This is a genomic window from Paenibacillus anaericanus (assembly GCF_003994475.1).
GTDB classification, from domain to species: Bacteria; Bacillota; Bacilli; order Paenibacillales; family Paenibacillaceae; genus Fontibacillus; species Fontibacillus anaericanus.
Map to the genome: position 1 here is coordinate 110,716 of NZ_RZNY01000008.1, position 20,348 is coordinate 131,063.

General features: G+C 44.9%; 17 protein-coding genes and 1 other annotated feature (1 of these 18 running past the window's edge). Of the genes, 12 read left to right on the plus strand and 5 right to left on the minus strand.

Translation table 11 applies throughout. The annotated features are described in order from the left end of the window. Nucleotides 1–237 (plus strand) — a binding site (T-box leader) (it extends 32 nt beyond the left edge of the window). A gap of 53 nt (nt 238–290) precedes the next feature. Then, the gene (gene leuS / locus EJP82_RS11720; RefSeq protein ID WP_127192248.1) at nt 291–2,732 is read left to right on the plus strand and encodes a leucine--tRNA ligase; all 2,442 of its coding nucleotides are present in this window, start codon (nt 291–293) and stop codon (nt 2,730–2,732) included. Between the two features lie 40 nt (nt 2,733–2,772). Here the strand turns inward: leuS and comER are convergent, their stop codons facing one another. Then, entirely contained in the window at nt 2,773–3,615 is an 843-nt protein-coding gene (comER, locus tag EJP82_RS11725) for a late competence protein ComER (RefSeq protein ID WP_127192249.1), read from the minus strand. 114 nt (nt 3,616–3,729) lie between these two features. Here comER and EJP82_RS11730 point away from each other — a divergent pair, with 114 nt between their 5' ends. The 7 genes from EJP82_RS11730 to EJP82_RS11760 all read left to right on the plus strand — a co-directional run bounded on the left by EJP82_RS11730 (nt 3,730) and on the right by EJP82_RS11760 (nt 11,907). After that, complete coding sequence (locus EJP82_RS11730; protein WP_127192250.1) at nt 3,730–4,191, plus strand: ComEA family DNA-binding protein; 462 nt, start codon at nt 3,730–3,732, stop codon at nt 4,189–4,191. A gap of 18 nt (nt 4,192–4,209) precedes the next feature. After that, nucleotides 4,210–4,728, plus strand: coding sequence for a deoxycytidylate deaminase (locus EJP82_RS11735; protein WP_127192251.1), 519 nt, complete (start codon nt 4,210–4,212; stop codon nt 4,726–4,728). 140 nt (nt 4,729–4,868) lie between these two features. Further along, nucleotides 4,869–7,487: a DNA internalization-related competence protein ComEC/Rec2 gene (locus tag EJP82_RS11740; protein WP_127192252.1), complete on the plus strand. Its 2,619-nt coding sequence runs from the start codon at nt 4,869–4,871 to the stop codon at nt 7,485–7,487. Nucleotides 7,488–7,719: 232 nt separating this feature from the next. Beyond that, complete coding sequence (locus EJP82_RS11745; protein ID WP_127192253.1) at nt 7,720–8,268, plus strand: RNA polymerase sigma factor; 549 nt, start codon at nt 7,720–7,722, stop codon at nt 8,266–8,268. After that, a complete protein-coding gene (locus tag EJP82_RS11750; protein ID WP_127192254.1) occupies nt 8,265–9,404 on the plus strand; it encodes a zf-HC2 domain-containing protein in 1,140 nt (379 codons plus the stop codon). Before EJP82_RS11745 ends, EJP82_RS11750 begins: the two co-directional genes overlap by 4 nt. Before the next feature lie 324 nt (nt 9,405–9,728). After that, nucleotides 9,729–10,748, plus strand: a complete 1,020-nt coding sequence (holA, locus tag EJP82_RS11755; protein WP_127192255.1) for a DNA polymerase III subunit delta — start codon at nt 9,729–9,731, stop codon at nt 10,746–10,748. A gap of 70 nt (nt 10,749–10,818) precedes the next feature. After that, nucleotides 10,819–11,907 carry a WG repeat-containing protein gene (locus EJP82_RS11760; protein ID WP_246054064.1) on the plus strand — a complete coding sequence of 363 codons (1,089 nt, stop codon included), beginning with the start codon at nt 10,819–10,821 and terminating at the stop codon, nt 11,905–11,907. Between the two features lie 84 nt (nt 11,908–11,991). On the opposite strand, the gene rpsT is transcribed toward EJP82_RS11760, so the two are convergent. Then, nucleotides 11,992–12,267, minus strand: a complete 276-nt coding sequence (gene rpsT, locus EJP82_RS11765; protein ID WP_127192257.1) for a 30S ribosomal protein S20 — start codon at nt 12,265–12,267, stop codon at nt 11,992–11,994. A 173-nt stretch (nt 12,268–12,440) separates the two neighbouring features. Here rpsT and gpr point away from each other — a divergent pair, with 173 nt between their 5' ends. From gpr to EJP82_RS11785, 4 genes are all read left to right on the plus strand, one after another. After that, a complete protein-coding gene (gpr, locus tag EJP82_RS11770; protein WP_127192258.1) occupies nt 12,441–13,454 on the plus strand; it encodes a GPR endopeptidase in 1,014 nt (337 codons plus the stop codon). Between the two features lie 347 nt (nt 13,455–13,801). Next, a complete protein-coding gene (locus tag EJP82_RS11775; protein ID WP_127192259.1) occupies nt 13,802–15,103 on the plus strand; it encodes a stage II sporulation protein P in 1,302 nt (433 codons plus the stop codon). 48 nt (nt 15,104–15,151) lie between these two features. Further along, the gene (locus EJP82_RS11780) at nt 15,152–15,526 is read left to right on the plus strand and encodes a hypothetical protein (RefSeq protein WP_127192260.1); all 375 of its coding nucleotides are present in this window, start codon (nt 15,152–15,154) and stop codon (nt 15,524–15,526) included. A 123-nt stretch (nt 15,527–15,649) separates the two neighbouring features. Then, complete coding sequence (locus EJP82_RS11785; protein WP_246054053.1) at nt 15,650–16,711, plus strand: LacI family DNA-binding transcriptional regulator; 1,062 nt, start codon at nt 15,650–15,652, stop codon at nt 16,709–16,711. Between the two features lie 122 nt (nt 16,712–16,833). On the opposite strand, the gene EJP82_RS11790 is transcribed toward EJP82_RS11785, so the two are convergent. The 3 genes from EJP82_RS11790 to EJP82_RS11800 are packed head-to-tail and all read right to left on the minus strand — an operon-like array spanning nt 16,834 to nt 20,224. After that, the gene (locus EJP82_RS11790) at nt 16,834–18,012 is read right to left on the minus strand and encodes a glycoside hydrolase family 130 protein (RefSeq protein WP_127192261.1); all 1,179 of its coding nucleotides are present in this window, start codon (nt 18,010–18,012) and stop codon (nt 16,834–16,836) included. Between the two features lie 23 nt (nt 18,013–18,035). After that, nucleotides 18,036–19,247, minus strand: coding sequence for an AGE family epimerase/isomerase (locus tag EJP82_RS11795; RefSeq protein ID WP_127192262.1), 1,212 nt, complete (start codon nt 19,245–19,247; stop codon nt 18,036–18,038). Further along, nucleotides 19,247–20,224, minus strand: a complete 978-nt coding sequence (locus tag EJP82_RS11800) for a glycoside hydrolase family 113 (RefSeq protein WP_127192263.1) — start codon at nt 20,222–20,224, stop codon at nt 19,247–19,249. The genes EJP82_RS11795 and EJP82_RS11800 overlap by 1 nt, the downstream gene beginning before the upstream one ends. Between the last annotated feature and the right edge of the window lie 124 nt (nt 20,225–20,348).

Consider the following 20,348-nt stretch of genomic DNA (forward strand, 5'->3'; position numbering starts at 1 on the left):
GATGTCCACCCAGAGAGACGGCGATTGGTGAAAGCCGTTGGGCAGCATAAATGAACTCACCTTGGAGCTTATGATGCAAGCATGTTTGGGAATAAGGAATTTATTTTCCTTAATATTTTCGATTCATGTGTAACATCATCGTTCTCACCCGCGTTAAGGGTGCAAAGTGAGTGGAGGACAAAGCATGTCCGACACTAACTAGGGTGGTACCACGGGAATATACCTCTCGTCCCTAGCGATGATTCGCTATGGATTGAGAGGTTTTTTTTACATTTGAAGGAGGATTTAACATGAGTGACACAACAGTATCTCGCGACTTTTACAATGCACAGTCCATTGAACCGAAATGGCAGGCATATTGGGACAAACATGAAACATTTAAGACTCGGGAAGAATCAGGGAAACCAAAGTTTTATGCGTTAGATATGTTCCCTTATCCCTCAGGAGCAGGGTTACATGTAGGCCATCCTGAAGGTTACACGGCAACAGACATCATTTCCCGTTACAAACGGATGCGTGGCTACAATGTACTTCATCCAATGGGTTGGGATGCATTTGGTTTGCCAGCAGAGCAACATGCTCTTGATACGGGTGAGCATCCTCGCCACTTTACAGTTAAGAACATTGACAATTTCCGACGTCAGATTAAATCGCTCGGATTTTCTTACGATTGGGATCGAGAGATCAGTACGACGGATCCAGAGTATTATAAATGGACCCAATGGATTTTCATTCAGCTCTTTAATAAGGGTCTTGCTTATGTGGCTGAAGTACCTGTTAACTGGTGTCCCGCACTTGGAACGGTACTGGCGAACGAGGAAGTTATCGATGGCAAGAGTGAGCGTGGTGGACATCCAGTTGTCCGTAAGCCAATGCGTCAATGGATACTGAAGATAACGGATTATGCAGAGAGATTGTTGGAAGATCTAGAAGAGCTGGATTGGACAGAGAGCATCAAGGACATGCAACGTAACTGGATTGGCAAATCCGAAGGTGCAGAAGTTGTGTTCGAGATTGAAGGACATGATGAGAATTTAACTGTCTTTACAACTCGTCCAGATACACTATTTGGCGCCAGCTACGCGGTGCTTGCACCGGAACATGACCTAGTTGCTAAGATTATGACGGATGCTCAGCGGGATGCTATTAAGGCATATCAAGAGCAGGCGAGTCGTAAGAGTGATCTGGAACGGACGGATCTAGCTAAGGATAAGACAGGTGTATTCACTGGTGCGTACGCGATTAATCCTGTGAATGGTGCAAAACTACCGATCTGGATCGCAGATTACGTATTGGCTGGTTATGGTACTGGTGCGATCATGGCGGTTCCAGGACATGACGAGCGTGACTACGAATTCGCGAAACAGTTCCAATTGGATATTATTGAGGTTGTATCTGGTGGAGATCTTGCTAATGAACCTTATGCTGGCGATGGCCCACATGTTAACTCCGATTTCCTTAATGGACTTCGCAATGATGAAGCGAAGAAAGTGATGATTACTTGGTTGGAAGAGAACGGTAAAGGCCGTGGCAAAATCACGTATCGTCTTCGTGATTGGTTGTTCAGCCGCCAACGTTATTGGGGTGAGCCTATTCCAATTCTGCATTTAGAAGACGGTACGATGAAGCCAGTTCCTGAAGATCAGTTACCGCTGCTCTTACCAGATGTGGATCAGATCAAACCATCCGGTACAGGCGAATCTCCACTTGCTAACGTATCTGAGTGGGTGAATACAACCGATCCAGAGACCGGCATGCCGGCCCGCCGCGAGACGAATACGATGCCGCAATGGGCGGGAAGCTGCTGGTACTATTTACGGTATATCGATCCTCATAACGATAAGGAACTTTGCTCTCCAGAGAAGCAAGAGCAATGGTTGCCTGTGGATCTCTATATCGGCGGTGCTGAACATGCGGTTCTTCACTTGTTGTATGCCCGCTTCTGGCATAAAGTACTGTACGATCTAGGTGTTGTATCGACGAAAGAGCCATTCCATAAGCTTGTCAATCAAGGAATGATCCTCGGAGATAACAATGAAAAAATGAGTAAATCCCGCGGGAATGTTATTAATCCTGATGAGATCGTTAATGCTCAAGGCGCAGATACTCTACGCGTATATGAAATGTTCATGGGTCCATTGGAAGCAACCAAACCATGGAATGTTAACGGCGTAGAAGGTGTACATCGTTTCTTGGCTCGAGTATGGCGCTTATTTATCACAGAAGATGGAACTCTGAATGCAAAAATTTCAGATGACCAAGGCAGTGATGACTTTAAACGTACTTGGCACAAGAGTATCAAGAAAGTGACGGAAGATTTGGAAGCACTTCGTTTCAATACAGCGATAAGCCAATTGATGATCTTCGTTAATGAAGCTTACAAAACAGACACAATTCCTAAAAAAGCGGCTGAGAACTTTGTGCAAATGTTAGCTCCACTTGCGCCTCATATCGCCGAAGAATTATGGGAACGGCTTGGTCACAACGAAAGTATCACTTACGAACCATGGCCGACCTTTGATGAAGCATGGACGGTTGAGTCTGAAGTTGAAATTGTTGTTCAGGTCAATGGTAAAATCGTAGACCGGACCAAAATTTCCAAAGACCTTGATCAAGCAGCAATGCAAGACCATAGCTTGAATCTTGCTAGCGTGAAGCAAGCTATAGAAGGAAAAACAATTCGCAAAGTTATAGCTGTGCCTGGTAAACTCGTCAATATCGTGGTTGGCTAAGTCATAAGGTAAACTTGCTGCGAATGCTAGTGACAATTTATCAGCCTCGAGTGTTCTGAGCGATGTTGTTAAACGAAATTTCTAGCTTACTGAGGTCCTCATCGTATTTCCGATGAGTGACTTCAATCAAGCTGGGGAACACGCCCTGTAGGCGTGATTCTAGAATCGCTAATCCTTGGGCAGTAACTCCACCAGGGACAGCAACACGTTGTTGTAACTCTTCGAGTGTGAAGCCACCTTCTGTTAGCAATTTGCCGGTACCTACAAGCATTTCTGCTCCCAGGATGGTGGCTTCTCTTCTTGAGATGCCCGTGAGCTCTGTGGCAGAATCTATCCATTGCTGTAGGATGTATGAGATGAAGGCAGGACCACAGCTTGCAATGTCCGAGGCGATCCGTGTTTCCGTCTCTCTAAGGGCAAGAGGAGTTCCCACAGAAGACATGAGTTGTTTCAGTAGGATTCGGTTCTCTGGTTGGATTCGCTTGCCGTAGATGCAGAGTGAAGCTCCACTATGTACTGAATTCGTGATGCTAGGTATGATTTTAGCAACTTTCGATGGGATAAGATTCTCAAGCATTTGGATGAGGACAGGGCTTGTGATAGAGATGACGATTTGATCTGCAGTTAATACGTCACGGATTTCTGAAATGACGCTTGGGAAATCGAGTGGTTTCACACATAGGAATATAATATGGCTCCCTCGCGCTGCTTCAACGTTGCTATGCGTGATATGAAGTCCTGGATGCCGTTTGGCTAACAGTTCTGCTTTATGTGATGAACGATTGGTGGCATAGATGTTGTGCGGTTGTAAAGCACCGGAACGCAGGAAGGCTCCAATTAGTAAACTACCCATAGATCCTGTCCCGATGAAAGTTACCTTCATCCTGATCCCCTTTCCGTGCAAATTGCACATATCTTCGTCATTTATATATGTATGCATCTTGAATGGATCTTCATGACTTTGAAAGACAGATTCTTTTGAGATGGGGTGCATGGGATGAAAAAAGAGTATATGTTAATTGCGGTTGTTTCGGCGATAATTGGGGCTGGGCTCATGTTTGTGGCTGTTGGAGGAAATGGGAACTCGGGCATTGAAGGATGGGTTCCTGTTAATAGCGAAGTTGTATCGGCTATGGAGAAAAATGTTGATGCTGTGGATAATCCACCTGGTAATGCAGTAACTGACGTTGTTAAGCCCGCTGATATAAGCAAGCAGGAGATATCAGATACTGCGACTTCACCAGTGCAGCAACAGCAACAACAGAGCGACCTGATTAACATTAATACGGCGGGATTGGCTGAGCTACAGGACATTCCAGGTATTGGCGAGAAAAAGGCGCAGGCCATAGTTGATTATCGGAATACACATGGTGCTTTCATCTCTGTAAGTGATCTTACAAAGGTGAAGGGAATCGGTGACAAAATGCTGCAAAAAATGAAGCCTCATATTGGGCTTTAAGAACAGGAGACAATTAGGATGAATCATGACACACGTAAAGATTGGGATACGTATTTCATGGATATTGCTTATATGGTGTCGACACGTTCACGATGTAATCGGCGGCATGTCGGTGCTGTGTTGGTTCAAGGTAAGAAGCTGCTCGGAACAGCGTATAATGGGGCACCATCCGGTGTTCCCGATTGTTCGGAAGCCGGCTGTATGATTGCGGAAGAGTACGAATTGGTTACGGTGGATGCCGAGGAGAAGATGATCAAAAAACAGCGCTGCGTGAGAACCATTCACGCGGAGCAAAATTTGCTACTGTTCACGGATCGGATTGATCGTGAGGGATCCAGTGTCTACGTTACGGATCAACCTTGTTGGACATGCGCGAATATGCTTGCGAACAGCGGAATTACGGAAATCGTATTCCATCGTCCTTACCTGAAGGATGCGGAGAAGGTAACTGCAATGATGGATCAGAAAGGGATATCGTTCCGTCGTTTGGATGCATATCAACCTCCACAAGAAGCAGTGGGTAAGGTAGAAGATTAACTATTAATGTTTAAGATGATTGTAATTTAAATCGGAATATAAGATCGATTGGGGAAGAACCTCCATCTGCTGGTAATGGCAGAGGGGGTTCTTTTTTGCGTGTAGATAGCGAGATTTGTAAAAGAGGGGGGTTACATAAGATGAATCGTAGACCGCTCACAGCGGCAGCCTGTTGCTGGATTGTTGGCAGCGGAATGGCCAGTCTATATGAAGGGTCAACACTTTGGTTGTTATGGGCTGGAGTGTCGATGTTCTGCCCGCTTCTGGTGGCGATAAGGTATGTTCCGTGGACACGAATTCTAATCCTCTGGCTGATTTTCTCGTTGGGTGCTGCTTATTGGATATATAACGATGGGAGAAATGTGAGCCACATTCCGGATGCATTGCATGCTGATCGTACAGTACCCATGGTTGATGGGGCGGCGGTTCAAGCAGAAGGGACGATTATTTCTGCGGTAGAAATCGATGGAGATCGTGTTAGTTTTGATATGTCACTTTCAATGATCGGGCTTGTTAATTCTTCAGGAAGTGGCACAAATTCTCTTGCCGAAGAAAGGGCAGCTGCTGGAGAACGAGTGACGGTACAGCTTCGACTTTCCACAATTGAGGAACTTGAGATTGCAGAGAAATGGCGACGCGGGGAGGACATCAAACTGAGTGGTAGTTTGGGACGTCCCGGAACAGCTACAAATTTCGGAGGATTCAATTATTTTGATTATTTACATAATAAGCGGATTCATTGGTTAATAAAGGCTAACGGAGCCTCGGCGGTTGAGAACGCAGCGGGGTCTTTCAATACAGCTACCTTCTTCGGGTGGATTGACAACTTGCGCGCTGGTATCGGAGACATCATTGGGCGATTATTTCCGGGTTGGCAGGCTGGCTACATGAAGGGGCTCATTATTGGATTATCCGATGAATTAGAGCGTGATAAATATGAGCAGTTTACTGGGCTTGGACTGACACATATATTGGCTATTTCAGGTAGTCATGTGGCGATTAATGTGGGTCTCATCTTTGCTGCGCTTAGACTATGTCGGGTAACGAAGGAGAGAGCATTACTTGTTGTCTTCTGGTTTCTTCCTGCTTATGTGTTGATCACGGGCTTCTCTCCATCGGTCATTCGCTCTGGGATTATGTCAATGCTTGGCGTATATTTACTGCAGCGAGGCCTACTAAAGGACGGGTTAAACGTGCTGGCTGCAGCGGCTCTTCTGATGTTAATATGGGAACCTTATTTCTTGCTAAATGTTAGCTTCCAGCTCTCATTCACCGTCACTACGGGATTAGTTCTATTTGTTCCTTTGATGGTACCTTATTTCTCTTGGCTCCCTCAGAAAATTCGAGGGGCTGTGGCTATTACTGTTGCTGCGCAGATTGTTTCTTTTCCACTGACGCTATATTATTTCAACCAATTTTCGTTACTATCGCTAGTAGCTAATTTATGTTTGGTTCCTGTGATCAGTATCATTACGTTACCAGTCGGAACTGCTGCTTTGTTACTCGGTATGATCTGGCTGCCGTTAGGAAAGTGGATTGCATACCCTATAAAATTCCTGAATTCGGCTACGTTTCTAGTAACAGAATGGTTGAATGGACTAAATGGATTTATGACGTACTGGAAGTCTCCCTCCCTGCTGTGGATCATGGCTTTCTACGGGGGCGTATATCTTCTGTTGTACTGTGGTTCTCAAAGGGTCAGACTGCATCAGCATGCCACAGTTACAGCTATGAACGATACGGTTCCGCTTCTACCTCTTCAGGGAATGGAGATGCAGCGTGGCTTCGATGACAGAAGCTTCCGTCTAGCGTGGAAAAGGATAGGAATAAGAGTGACGCTAAGTGCCATGGTGGTCATGCTGCTATATACGGGATATCAACCTGTTAATCGTAAAGGGATAGGTCATGTACAGTTTATAGATGTCGGTCAAGGCGATTGTATTCTCATCACTACACCAAGCGGTAAAAATATATTGGTGGACGGAGGGGGGACTGTGTCTTTTAGAAAACCCAGCGAAAGTTGGCGGGATCGAAAGGACCCCTTTGAAGTTGGGGCTAAGACAGTTGTTCCTCTACTTAAGAAGCGAGGCATTCATTCTCTCGATGCTGTTATTATGACGCACGGCGATCAGGACCATGTGGGTGGATTGCAAGCCGTTCTAGAGCAGTTTCCTGTTCATTCATTGTTGATGAATGGAAGTTTAACTGATTCGAAGACGGTGACGAAGCTGATGTCTACGGCGATTACCAAGGATATACAGATTTACTCCGTTTCACGGGGCATGACACTTAAGCCAGATGAATTGACGACATTCGAATTCTTGTTTCCCTTGTCTGCAAATGAGGGGACAGGAGAAATTCCCTATATAAAAGAACAAAATCATGAGTCGGTGGTATTCCGGTTACAAATGGACGGAGTTTCATTTCTATTTACTGGGGATATGGATGAAGCAGCCGAGCAGGAGATTGTGGCCATGGAAAAAGGTAATCAGGGCGGCGGTAGCGCTATGCTCATAGATGTGATGAAGGTAGCTCACCATGGGAGTAAAACATCGACCTCCGCGACATGGCTTAACTACTGGAATCCCAAGATGGCGGTTATATCCGTGGGTGCCACCAACAGCTATGGACATCCTTATCCCGCAGTAGTAGAGCGGTTATCAGGGCAAGGAGCTAATATCTTGCGTACCGATGTGGATGGTGAGGTTCAAATGGAAGTACAAGCAGGTGAATTAAGAGTACGCCGAAGATTGCCCTAACTGAACGGTAGGAGCGTATTCAATTATCTCTGTATTGGCGGGGGGATTCTGCCCAAAGTGTGTCTGGGTGACTTGACATGTTTTTTTTGGTATCCTAGATGAGATTGATATCATAACATTCCTTTTATACATGAAAAATTCTAATCAAAAAAGAAGATCAAAAAAAGAAACAAGTTTGCAACATATTGTCGGACAATATCGTCTGTAAGGTTGCAAGGAAGGGGGAGCCTTTGTGGTGGAGCATGGACTCATCAGAGCCGCTCAAACGGGCGATCGCGACGCTCTAATCACCCTATTGCGAGAGATTGAAAATGATGTGTACAAGACAGCTTATTATATTCTAAACAATGAGCAAGATGCTCATGATGCAGCTCAGGAGGCACTTATCCGAGTTTATACAAAAATTAATTCCTATGAAGAAAAAGCGCAATTCAAAACGTGGGTGCAAAGAATCGTCAGGAATATTTGCATTGATAAATTTCGGAGAAACAAGCCGACTGTTTCGATTGATGAACATGAACTTGTGTTTGAAGGAAAAGAGAGTGTCGAACGTGAAGTAATGTCCGGCTATATTGCACAGGATATTCGTGAAGCGATCGAGCAGCTCCCAGAGCAGCATCGAACTGTTATCGTTCTAAGATATTTACAGGATTTATCGTATAACGAAATTGCTGACTGTTTGGACTTACCGTTGAATACGGTTAAATCTTATCTCTTTAGGGCCAGACAGCAGCTACAACATTTACTCCAAGATTATCAGAAAGGTGGTGTATCAGGATGATTTGCCCGGAGGTGGTGGAATGGATGCATCGTTATGTAGACCATGATTTGAACGAAGAAGAGAGCCTTCTTCTGTTCGGGCATCTTCGTCACTGTGAGGATTGCGCCGAGAAGTTTGAACTTCTACAGAAGCTATCCGCTCAGTTGGATGAGCTTCCCTTAGTTGTTCCAAAGTATAGTATTGTTGATGCAATTCTCCCTCGATTGGACGCCATTGACCGGGAACGTCAGGAAGAAGAAAGCGCAGCTGAAGAAATGTCACCTGTGGTTTCCCTTCCTCTAGAGTTTGATCCGAACCGTAGGACTCAGCGCAAACCAAGTTCGCGGCGGGGCCGTCTATATAAGACAGGTGCACTAGGAACTATAGCAGCTGCTGTGATTTTAGGGATCTTTATAACCCAATACGAACCGCAAACGATACCTAATGCAGAAATGAAGTCAACGAATCAAAGTAACTCCCTTAGTTTCACTAGTTCGGAGACGGAGAGTTCAAGTGGAGACCAAGCACCTTATGATGGGGCTACTATGGATAAAGTAGTAACTGAGGATTCCGTAGCGGATACCGGTAAAGGAGATAATGCGCTGGGAGGGAATGATGCCCCTGCCGAAGCAAGCTCCCCGACAGAGGTCTCCGAGCCTGTACAACAACCGTACAAAGCGGATAAAGAGGTGCCAGCCGTTAGTGGTGATAAACCCAAGGATTCTAACCGCGAGGCAGCTACGCCTTCCAATAGTGGAGATCAAAAGGATAGCAATCAATCCCTTGGGGCATCCCCCTCTACAGGAAATAGTGAAGATGTAGGATTGGATCCAGAGCAATCGATTAGAAGTTTTCTTTTGGAGAACGATGAGGGGGATGTAGGGACTGCTCCGATGGCTGCAACGAATCATTGGACTTCCCCTAATGGTATCTTTCAAACTGAATTGCTGGACGGACATCTATATTTATATAAAGTAGTTACCCCCGAAGTAGAACGAACTCTAATCGTTGACCAATCGATTGAGGGCAACTGGGTCAATGGAGCATGGTCGCCTGATAGCAAGTCATTCTCTTATGAGGTTGAGCTGAACGGAGAGAAGACTTCATATACAATTGATCCGGAGAAAGCTGCTAACACGGAAACTGTTACTCCATAGATATGAAGTTTGCACCATTTACGGAGATATGGAATAGGTTAAGTATTATAGAGATAAAAATGAATGACCCTGAATCGTCGTATGACCGCTGGCGGGAATGTTTCTAGAGCTTTTCAGCCCGCGTTTATATAGATGTTCCGGGACAGAGGGATCTTTCGCTGTGAGGCGAAAGGTCCCTCTGTCGTGTTACGAGCACTACAATAGATGCATTCGACTAATCCAAAAAATCGAAGTATTATAGTAAGAAGTAATGGGGTCTTAAGGGTGAAACTATATACCTTATGGCAAACGGATTATAGATATAAATGTGGAAGGGGATGCCAAATGGACGCTAAAGCGGCGATCAAGGAAATCAAGCAGGGGCATGTATCCCCGCTTTATTTATGTTATGGTACCGAGAAATATCAGATACAGGAATTTATAGGTGTACTCAAAGAGACGATAGTTGATCGAGATCAACAAGATTTCGGGATAGCCACGTTTGATCTAGTTGAAACACCAATCGAAGTTGTAATAGAAGAGGCAGAGACGTTACCTTTCCTCGTAGAACGTAAACTAATCCTTGTTCGTGATTCGTCACTATTTACAGCGGGAAAAGAAGGCGGCAAGATTCAGCATAAAGTAGAAGCCTTACTATCATATATTGAGAATCCTGCTCCGCATAGCGTGATTGTCTTTGTAGTCCAAGGGGAGAAACTGGACGAGCGTAAGAAGATAGTCAAAACGATGAAGACGGCGGCTACGGTGTTATCCTTCATGCCTCTAGGCGGGGGGGAACTTACGCAGTGGGTTGCCCGTCAGGCAGAGAAGCAAGGATGTACGATTGGACGAGATGCTGCTGAGGCTTTGATTACGGCCGCTGGTGTACAGATGGCTGCTTTGGCTACTGAGATGGACAAGCTATGTTTGTACGCGGGTAAGGGCGGTGTAATCGGTGTAGACGCTATTAATCTACTTGTTGCGCGCAGTACAGAGCAGAATGTGTTTGTGATGGTCGAGTGCATCGCTGGATTGAAGCTGGAGCAAGCCATGGATATTTTCTACGATTTACTGAAACAGCGTGAGGAACCGATCAAAATTGCTGCGTTAATCGCACGTCAGTTCCGAATCATGTTGCAGGTGAAAGATTTGGCTCGTCAGAGCTATTCGCAGCAGCAGATTGCTTCTCAGCTAGGGCTACACCCCTATGCGGTTAAGATCGCGGGCGAGCAGGCCCGTAAATTTGAACCAGCCAAACTTCGAGGGGTACTATCGGAATTGGCTCAGCTCGATTACCAGATGAAGAGCGGGCGAATCGACAAAGTTCTTGGATTGGAATTATTTTTACTAAAGCTAGCAGTATAAATACGTTAATCACCATGTCAGTCATAAATATGTGTTGATTTGATATGGGGAGGAAATTACGTTGAAAAAAATGATGCTCTCTTGTGCCTTGATATTGATATTAAGTTTTATGAGTGTTGGAGTTGTAAGAGCTGATGCGTTACCTAATCTCAAACCGGCCTTAAGTGAGGTTGAAACTGTTAGTAAACAGTTATATGTGATTTGGAGAGACGGGAAATATGGATTTATTGATAGTACAGGGAAAGAAATCATTAAAGCTGTGTACGACGGGGCTGGCTCTGAATATGTACATGCGCAGTCAGTTTATGTAATAGATCAATCCAAAGGGATACAAGTATATTATGATGCCAATGGAAATGAGCTCTTTGAATGTCAGATCAATCAATGTAGCTATTTATCTGAAGGAATGGCTGTATATGAACAGAAGGTTATTCAATCGGACGGAACCTATGTTAAGAGATACGGTTATGTGAATGATAAGGGCCAGCAAGTCGTTGAACCTGTGTTTCATCGTGCATCACATTTTAAAGAAGGGCTGGCCCGGGTGAATATGGGCAAAGCTGGCGGCTACATCGATAAGAACGGAGCACAGGCTATTCCTTTGCGTTTCAGTAGTACGACTGATTTCTCTGAAGGATTGGCTGTCGTTCAATTGACGGTCAGAGGTAAGTACGCTTATATTGATAAATCGGGCAAGATGGTTATTCCCGCTCGCTATACTTATGCCGGCCCTTTCTCGGATGGAGCAGCTGTTGTGAATGTGAATGGAAAGTATGGATATATCGATCGTAAGGGTAAGTATATTCTTACCCCACAGTTTACTGCTGCCCAGCCTTTTTCTGAAGGGTTGGCTTTTGTAGAAAGGAACGGAAAATCTTTCTATATTGATAAACAAGGTAAGAAAAAGATCCTCAATCTTACAGCAGGCGGACGATTCGTAGATGGTCTGGCACCAGCAAGTACCGGCCAGAAATACGGGTTTATTAATAAGACTGGGAAGTTCGTTGTAAAGGCTGATTTGGAATGGGCAGACTCATTTGTTGGCGACTTAGCCTGGGTGTATGTGAAGCTAAATGAGACGCCCCAAGGTACAGATGGCTACATTGAGGGATATATGAATAAGCAAGGTGAACTTATATGGACTGGGGTACGCAATTAGCAAATAAAATCAATATCCTGCACCAAAAAGACCTGAACGAATTCGTCCAGGTCTTTTTAGGCTTAAGTTTATAAATAGCGACTCTTACGCTTGTTGGGACGTAAGGGCGTTTAATTTTTTAGCCAAGCGGGATTTCTTACGGGAAGCTGCATTCTTATGGATCAAACCTTTAGATACGGCTTTGTCCAATTTCTTAGTAGCAGCTGCGAAAGCGGTTTTAGCTACTTCCACTTCGTTGTTCGCTAGAGCAGTATCGGCAGTTTTCACCACTGTACGTAGAGCGGACTTTTGCGAAATGTTAAGAGCGCGGCGCTTGTCGTTCGTTTTTACACGTTTGATTGCTGATTTAATGTTAGGCATTGCATTCACCTCCTGTAAAGCATATATATCAACCCAGATGATTCACAACTTAAAATATTTTATCACGCAGCAGGTTAAAAAGCAATAAATTCATCATAAATCGTAAAGTCTGCATAATCGGTTTGTCTCTCCCACACAATATAGGCAAGTAAGGAAAAGGAGGACAACAAGACATGAATTTGGATTTACGGGAGTATTCGGTTCGCACCGATTTGGCAGTGGAGTCTAAAGCGATTGCAGAGGCCGAGCATGGTGGTCCCGTGCCGGGACTGCATGAGGATATAGATGAACTGGATGGTATTAAGGTTACACGGCTTGATGTTCAGGACGAGGCAGCATCACAGAAGATTGGTAGGGTTAAAGGACATTATATTACATTTGAAGTTCCGGGCCTACGTAGTCAGGATACTGAGCTTCAGGAAAAAGTTTCGAGTGTTTTCGCTAAGGAATTTTCTGGATTCATGAAGAAGCTTGGAATACAGTCTAATGCCAAGGTGCTTATCGTCGGGTTAGGCAACTGGAACGTGACACCAGATTCACTTGGTCCCCTCGTCGTAGAGAATGTCATGGTTACACGCCATTTCTTCGAATTAACGCCAGATCAGGTGTCTCCAGGATACCGTGATGTTAGCGCGATCGCTCCAGGAGTACTTGGTCTTACAGGTATCGAATCAAGCGATGTTGTACAAGGAATTGTTGATCGTACGAAACCTGATTTGATTATTGCGATTGATGCCCTGGCTTCTAGATCGCTGGAAAGGGTCAACACTACCATCCAGGTTGCTGACATTGGTATTCATCCAGGTTCAGGCATTGGAAATAAACGGCGGGGTCTTACGAAGGAAATTTTAGGTGTTCCTTGTATCGCTATTGGTGTCCCAACTGTGTGTTACGCCTCCACGATTGTGAACAATGTGTTTGATATGATGACAGCACACTTCAATGACGAAAGTGGCGGAGATCAAGCTCAGAGCAAGCAGATTATGGGGCTCCTCACCGATTTGAATGAAGGAGAGCGACTAGGTCTGGTAAAAGAAGTGCTGGAACCCCTCGGACATGATCTGATTGTGACACCGAAGGAGATCGATGAATTCATTGAAGATATCGCTAATATTATTGCGACTGGGCTAAATCGTGCACTGCATGAAGCGGTAGATCGAGATAACGTGGCTGCTTACACGCATTAATTAGAGTAGCACCCACCCCTAACAGAACAATCTATGAAGTTCGCAATCTAGCGAACTTCTTTTTTTTGTGAGAATTGGGGTTCTATCTTCCGCAGTAGGTTCATAGATTTGAAATATAGAGATGTTCAAAAAATCATCTATTGATCACGTAGTAATTCAAGAAGTACATTCGGCATCGAATCTGATTCCAACCCTCAAAGTCCGTTGCTCATGTAGGTTTGCCTACATTCCGCTACTCCTTTTTCGGTTCGAAATCACCTTCTCGGTGCTGAATAGTCGATTTTTTGAACTCGTATTAATAGAGATGTTCAAAAAGTCATCTATTGTCTGAAGGAGGACATACGAATATGAAATTCAGAACCTGGAACGTTGGAAAGATGAGACGTAATCTAATGCATGTGCTCGCCATGGGCCAAACGTTTCTGCTACTGTCGGTTCTATCCGTGGTATTTTTTGTTTTGTTAGGGTTTGGCGGTATTGCAGAGAAACACTTCAACACTTCACCTGTTACCTCTATGAAGGGATTAGCGTCTTCCCTGTCGAGCAATTTTTTTATCGGAATGCTAGGTATGGAATTGCCACAAAGTACAACGGAGAAGCAAGCCCCCACCTTTTCGGGAAAACAAATGACTACGTTTGTGTTTCAATTGCTGACGGATATTAATCCCTCTGATCCGAAAAGCCTTGTTGCTCGTGAAGTGCCAGGCTTAGGTGCAGATAGCCCCATACTGCTGCGTACTGGATCGGGGAACGAGACGGTGCAGGCACCGGAGGACTATCGCCCTGGGACTGGAGCGGAAGGAAGTGCACCCGATCATCAGGATCCAGGAGACATTACACATCCAGAGCCTGATGTTGAATCAGGGCAACCTGAACCTTCTGAAGCCCCAGATGGGGGAACGAAGGATCCGGAAGATCCAGCCATCAAACCTGGGAACAAGAATATCTTCATGATCTATCATTCTCATCCACAAGAATCATATAATCCACTATTGGGCAAGGACATCGATAACCCTGGGTCGACAGATCGCAAGAAGAATGTAGGGCTCGTCGGAGACATCCTTTCTAAGGAACTCGAACGTAAAGGTGTTGCTTCTCTCCATGCTTATGAGAACTATGCGGCTACAGTAAGTGGCTATAATTATAATTATTCCTACAAATATACGCGCGAAACGATTAAGCAAGCTATGGCGGAAAACGGTAAGCTGCAATATTTTATCGACATTCACAGAGATTCGCAGCGTCATGAGAAAACAACGACAACGATCAATGGAGAGACTTATGCGCAAGTGTATTTTATCATTGGTCACGGTAACGAGAACTGGCAGAAGAATGAAGCATTTGCGAGTTCCATTCATGATCGTCTAGAGAAGTCCTACTCAGGCATATCACGAGGGATCTGGGGCAAAACATCATCGCAAGGAAACGGGGAGTATAACCAGTCTATATCACCTGAGAGCATATTAATCGAGATCGGCGGGATAGACAATACGAAGGAAGAACTAGAACGGACGACTAAAGTATTGGCCGGGATACTGGCAGATCTGTATTGGGAAAGCCAAAGTGCAGATAAAGCAAGCTCTTTGACCAAGGATAATAAGAAGGTATCCACACCAGAAAAGAAAACTGCAACGAGCAAAAAGTCATAATGGACGAGGTTGGAGAGAAGGTAATTTAGATGGAAGAGAGTGATCTCCATGGCCAAAACGATGAGAAATGGTCTGCTGTATGGCATCCTACTTGTAGTAGGCGTTACCTTTGGGATGCAGATGGCGGAGTCGGGTACACGAACCACTTATGGACCAAGCCTAGATAACGGTGCATCTACCGTTACAGGCCAGGTTGTGGCCCCTGCTGGTCAAAGCGTTGTGCCAGAAAGTACGATACAGCAGAAACCCACTCCATCAGTGGCTCCTGTAGAGACGGTTCAGACGCCGGCTGATTTGTTGCTTCCTCCTCCTCAGCAGCCCCCTGTGGATCGATTAGCAGATAAGACAGCTAAGTTGTTACAGCAGGTATCCAAGAGGGGGATCCATTGGGTAGCTTCGTGGTTTGACTCCTCTACAGAGTGAATGGAAGAGGGAATACAATTAATTCTGGATGCGTAGTTTGTTGAGAGAGATAAATTTGTTATACTAACATTATATTATGATACAAACTGTTAGCGTTCATATGTTTCCCGGAGGGGTTTTCTTTTGAAAAAAATTACGATGCAGCAAATTGCCGATCATTTGGGCGTCTCGAAGTTTGTCGTCTCCAAAGCTCTATCGGGCAAAGGTGGCGTTAATGAAACGACGAAAGAGCGGGTCATTCAAGCTGCTTCTCAACTCGGTTATTTTACGCAAAAGAGCGGATACGTTAAAAATATTGTGCCTACGAGCATTCCCTTATCGACTGATCCTAATCAAGGGACGGTTCTTGTTCTTATGCCCAATATCCGCTTTCAGAACAAGGATTCATTGTACTGGGGCAAAGTATTGGAAGGCATTTCGCGAGAACTTGAGCTCCGAAGTTTGGGTATGATTATCGTTTCAGAGCCGCGGGGAGATCATTTCTTACAAGCAATAAATCCGGAAGGGATATTAGGTATGGTGGGCGTGGGACAGATTGAGACCTCGCTGTTATTAGAAGCGCATCGCACTGGCTTTCCGATGGTACTCGTTGATCATGAAGATTACCTTATTCCTTCCGATACGATATTTGCTAATAACCCCGATGGGATAGCGCGTATTGTGAATCATTTAATTGGTCTGGGGCATAGAGATCTGCATTTTCTTGGTAATGCATCCTTCTCACGGAGTTTTCGTGACCGGTGGATTGGGTTTCGCAGTACATTGGAGGATAACGGCTTGAAGCCGCAGGAAGATCACGATGATATGCTGATGCTTGAAGGTATTGAAACAGGGCAATTTCAAGAACGATTTATAGAATGGGCCCAGCGAAGAATAGACTCGAAGACACTGCCGACAGCTTTGGTCTGTGCTAACGATTTGATCGCAATTACGGTTACAACAGTGCTAAACTCCCTGGGACTGACGGTTCCAGATGACATTTCAGTTACTGGGTTTGATAACATTGATGACTCACTTCGGAGTCAGCCTGCACTCACGACGGTAAATGTTCCGAAGGAGCAAATGGGGCAAAGGGCAGTTAGGATGCTCATGGATCGACTGAGTAACCCAGGAATGGCACAGGAGAAAATATTGATTGCGGTGGATGTCGTCCACCGCGATTCCACGGCTGAGCCGAGTCACTGAGGTCGGAAGGGCCATGTGATGGACAGGATAATCCGTTATCGTAGCGGGTTCCTAGACGAATGTGAGTTGAATTGATAAGAGGCCGCGAGAATAATCGCAGCCTCTTTTTGTATGCAATCGTGTTATTTTACAAGTGATAAATTACGGTTAACTAGCTCAATACGCTGCTGAACGCAGGCGTAAGTACGAAGCGGGTCTTGCGGCGTGTTGATCACATAGTCGAGCAAGCGGTCTAGGGTTGTTGTTGCCACATGAATTCGCGTATCGGAAGAAGCGTAATATATGTACACTTCACCGTTATCGCGGGCGATCACGCCGTTACAGAATACAACGTTAGATACGTCGCCAACACGTTCTTCGCCTTCCGGAGCAATCAAATGACCTCCTGGCGAATAGATGACGCGATGAGGGTCATTTAGGTCAGTAAGGAATGCGTACAACACGTAACGGAGTCCTGCAGCGGTATTTCGTACACCATGCGCAATATGTAACCATCCCTTAGGTGTGCGGATTGGAGCAGGGCCTTGACCGTTTTTAACTTCCTTAATCGTATGATATTGACGCTCATCGACGATGATTTCCTCATCAATGATGGCATTTTCAATGGAGTCTGCGATACCCCAACCGATCCCTCCGCCTGATCCGGTGTCGATGAATCCATCTTGAGGGCGAGTATAGAAGGCGTACTTTCCATCTACAAACTCGGGATGTAGCACCACGTTGCGTTGCTGTGGAGATTTGGTTTTCAAGTCAGCGAGACGTTCCCACGACTTCAGGTCTTTGGTACGAGCGATCCCGCATTGGGCTGTAGCGCTGGACAAGTCGCCTCTTGGAGCATCAGGATCCTTACGTTCCGTACAGAACAGGCCGTAAATCCAGCCGTCTTCATGTTGTACGAGTCGCATATCGTAGACATTAATGTCAGGGTCTTCTGTCTCAGGCATAACTACAGGATGATCCCAGAAACGGAATCCTTCTACACCGTTGTCACTTTCAGCTATTGCAAAAAATGATTTGCGGTCCACTCCTTCAACACGGGCTACCAGATAAAATGTACCGTTTATTTCGATAGCTCCAGGGTTAAATACTCCATTGATTCCAAGTCGTTCGGAAAAGAAGGGATTGCTCTCTGGATTGAAATCATATTTCCAAATGAGGGGAGCATGCTCGGCAGTTAGAAGAGGGTTCTGATAGCGGTCATAGATCCCATTACCAAAAGGGATTTTTTGATTGGGGCGTGCGATAAGTTTCTCGTAACGAGCGGTTAGTTCCGTTTTGCGTTCATTATAAATTGATGTCATGTGTAAACCTCCATATATTTTTTTTATGAATGATGGTTGTGATTACTGTTCAATCGATGTAACATTTCCAAGCATGCTCTCCCGTTATGGTAAGGACATTTCCAGACACTTACTTTGGGATCGTGAGTCAGGGGAACTCCTTGTTGGTTGACAGACCAGTACCACTCACCGTGAATCTGATCGACAATATAATTACGAATAAAGTTCCATGAACGTAGGGAGGCTTCTTCAAACTTGGAATCCCCTGTCAATTGAAAGGCGTTGTAGAAGCCGATCATAGCTTCCGCTTGCGGCCACCAATCTTTATTGCTGTCTGTAATACCACTCTCATCGGCTTCATTCCAGATACCGCCATCTTCGTCTACGCCTTTTACTAAAACAGCTTCAGCCATCTGAACGGCAATATGTTGCACCTGGCTCAAGAGCTCTGAATCACCGAGAACTTCGGCTGCTTCAACGAGTAACCAACTTCCCTCGATATCATGACCGTAGGAGATGTGATGGGACTTGATAGTCCATTCTTCATCGAAGAAGAGACGGAAGTGGAAGCTATCCGGATCGATAATATGATTCATGGTTACTTCAATTAATTCTTTCAGCTTCTCTTTTAAATCAGCAGAAGGCCAAATTCGGTATAGGTTTGTATAAGCCTCAAGAACATGGAGATGTGTGTTCATAGATTTCTTCTCATTCAGGTCCTTATCGCTCAGCGTTAAGTCATCCGTCTGCCGCCAATCTCTGGCTAATGCTTCAACATATCCTTGGTTTATAGAATCGTAACTATGTTTCTCCAGCAGATAGAATAACTCACTGGCTTGATCCTTCAGTTCCTCACGGCCTGTGGCTAAAAAATATTCAGCTAGCGCATATATAACAAAAGCCTGACCGTATACTTGCTTTTTATCCTGCATGGGATTCCCTTGATAATTGACCGTCCAAAATAATCCACCGTACACCGGATCTACAAATTTACTCTGCAGATAAGTATAAGCCCGATCCGCCATCTCCAAGTATTTCCTGTTGTTAGGATACTTGCGGGAAGCTGCGGCGAAAGTCCATAATATTCGGGCAGTTAGTACGAGACCTTTATCAGATTGGTCATCTTTATTCATCGCTTGATCGATATGACTGATAAACCCACCATTTACTTCATCCAGCGTGTGTTCAAGCCAGAAAGACAATATATTATCTTGTAACTCCTCTTCAAGTTGGCGCTTCCAATCTGTATGATTCATTAATTTATTTCACTCTCCTTTACGTCTACGAATTCCCTGGTCTTTGAAACGTAGTGCTCTGCAACAACAGACTCAGCTTCTTTGCCGAAAACACAGTAATCGTCGTTAGTGGGGGCTATTTCCTGAGGATAAAGGACTGCTGGCCAATCCCAGAGCATAAATCCTTGAACCCACGACCTGGCCTCACAAGCACTGAACATCGTACGGTAAAATTCTGCCTGTTCCGATTCGTTGGGATTACCGACTAGCATCCAATCATTCGGAATAGCACTTGAACCTGTCCGACTTGGACATCCTGCTTCCATGAAGAAGAAGGGCTTGTTATATTCCATAACGACAGTCTCTATCCGATCTAACTGTAGTTCCCAATCATGGATGGGATAGTAACCGCTGGATGAAATGATGTCCAAGGCATCCCACCAAGATACGTTATCTTCTTGATATTTATCACAGTTATAGGTGATAAGTCCGGAGTAGACTGCCCTTACCTCCGATATGAGGTTGCGCCATTCTGTCTCACGGCGATCCGTTTGTACCATTTCACAGCCAATGCAGAACATTTCGCATCCCGTCTCTTCGGCGATTCTAGCGTAATGGATGATGTAACGGTTGTAGGAATGGAACCACTGAGACCATTTCGGCTCACAAGGTACATCCTTGTCAAAGAAATTAATATGAGCCCGCCAAGTCCCGTCAGAACAATTGACGATGGGCTTCAAACAGATCTTCAAACCTAGTGATCGGGCTTTATGAATAGCCCATTTCACCTCATCATCACTTACTGTAGGATTCTCCCAGAAGGGGATTTCAGTGGAATGAGCGGTTTTTTGCATCGCTGAGAAGGCTATGGCGGTCCAGTTGACTTGCGTCGTAGCTGACATTTGCTCCATAGAAAATGCAGCAGTAGTGTTGGCCCAAGTGCCACGTTCGCCCATGAATCCCCAGGTCATCCCTGCGATATATCCCTGCAGTTTCATATCATCAACCTTTCTTCAATGGGTATAATTTGTGGTTCAGATAGAGAAGGGTAATAATAACAAATGAACCTTTGTTATTATTTTGTTATATTTGTTATTATAAATATTATTATATAACATAACA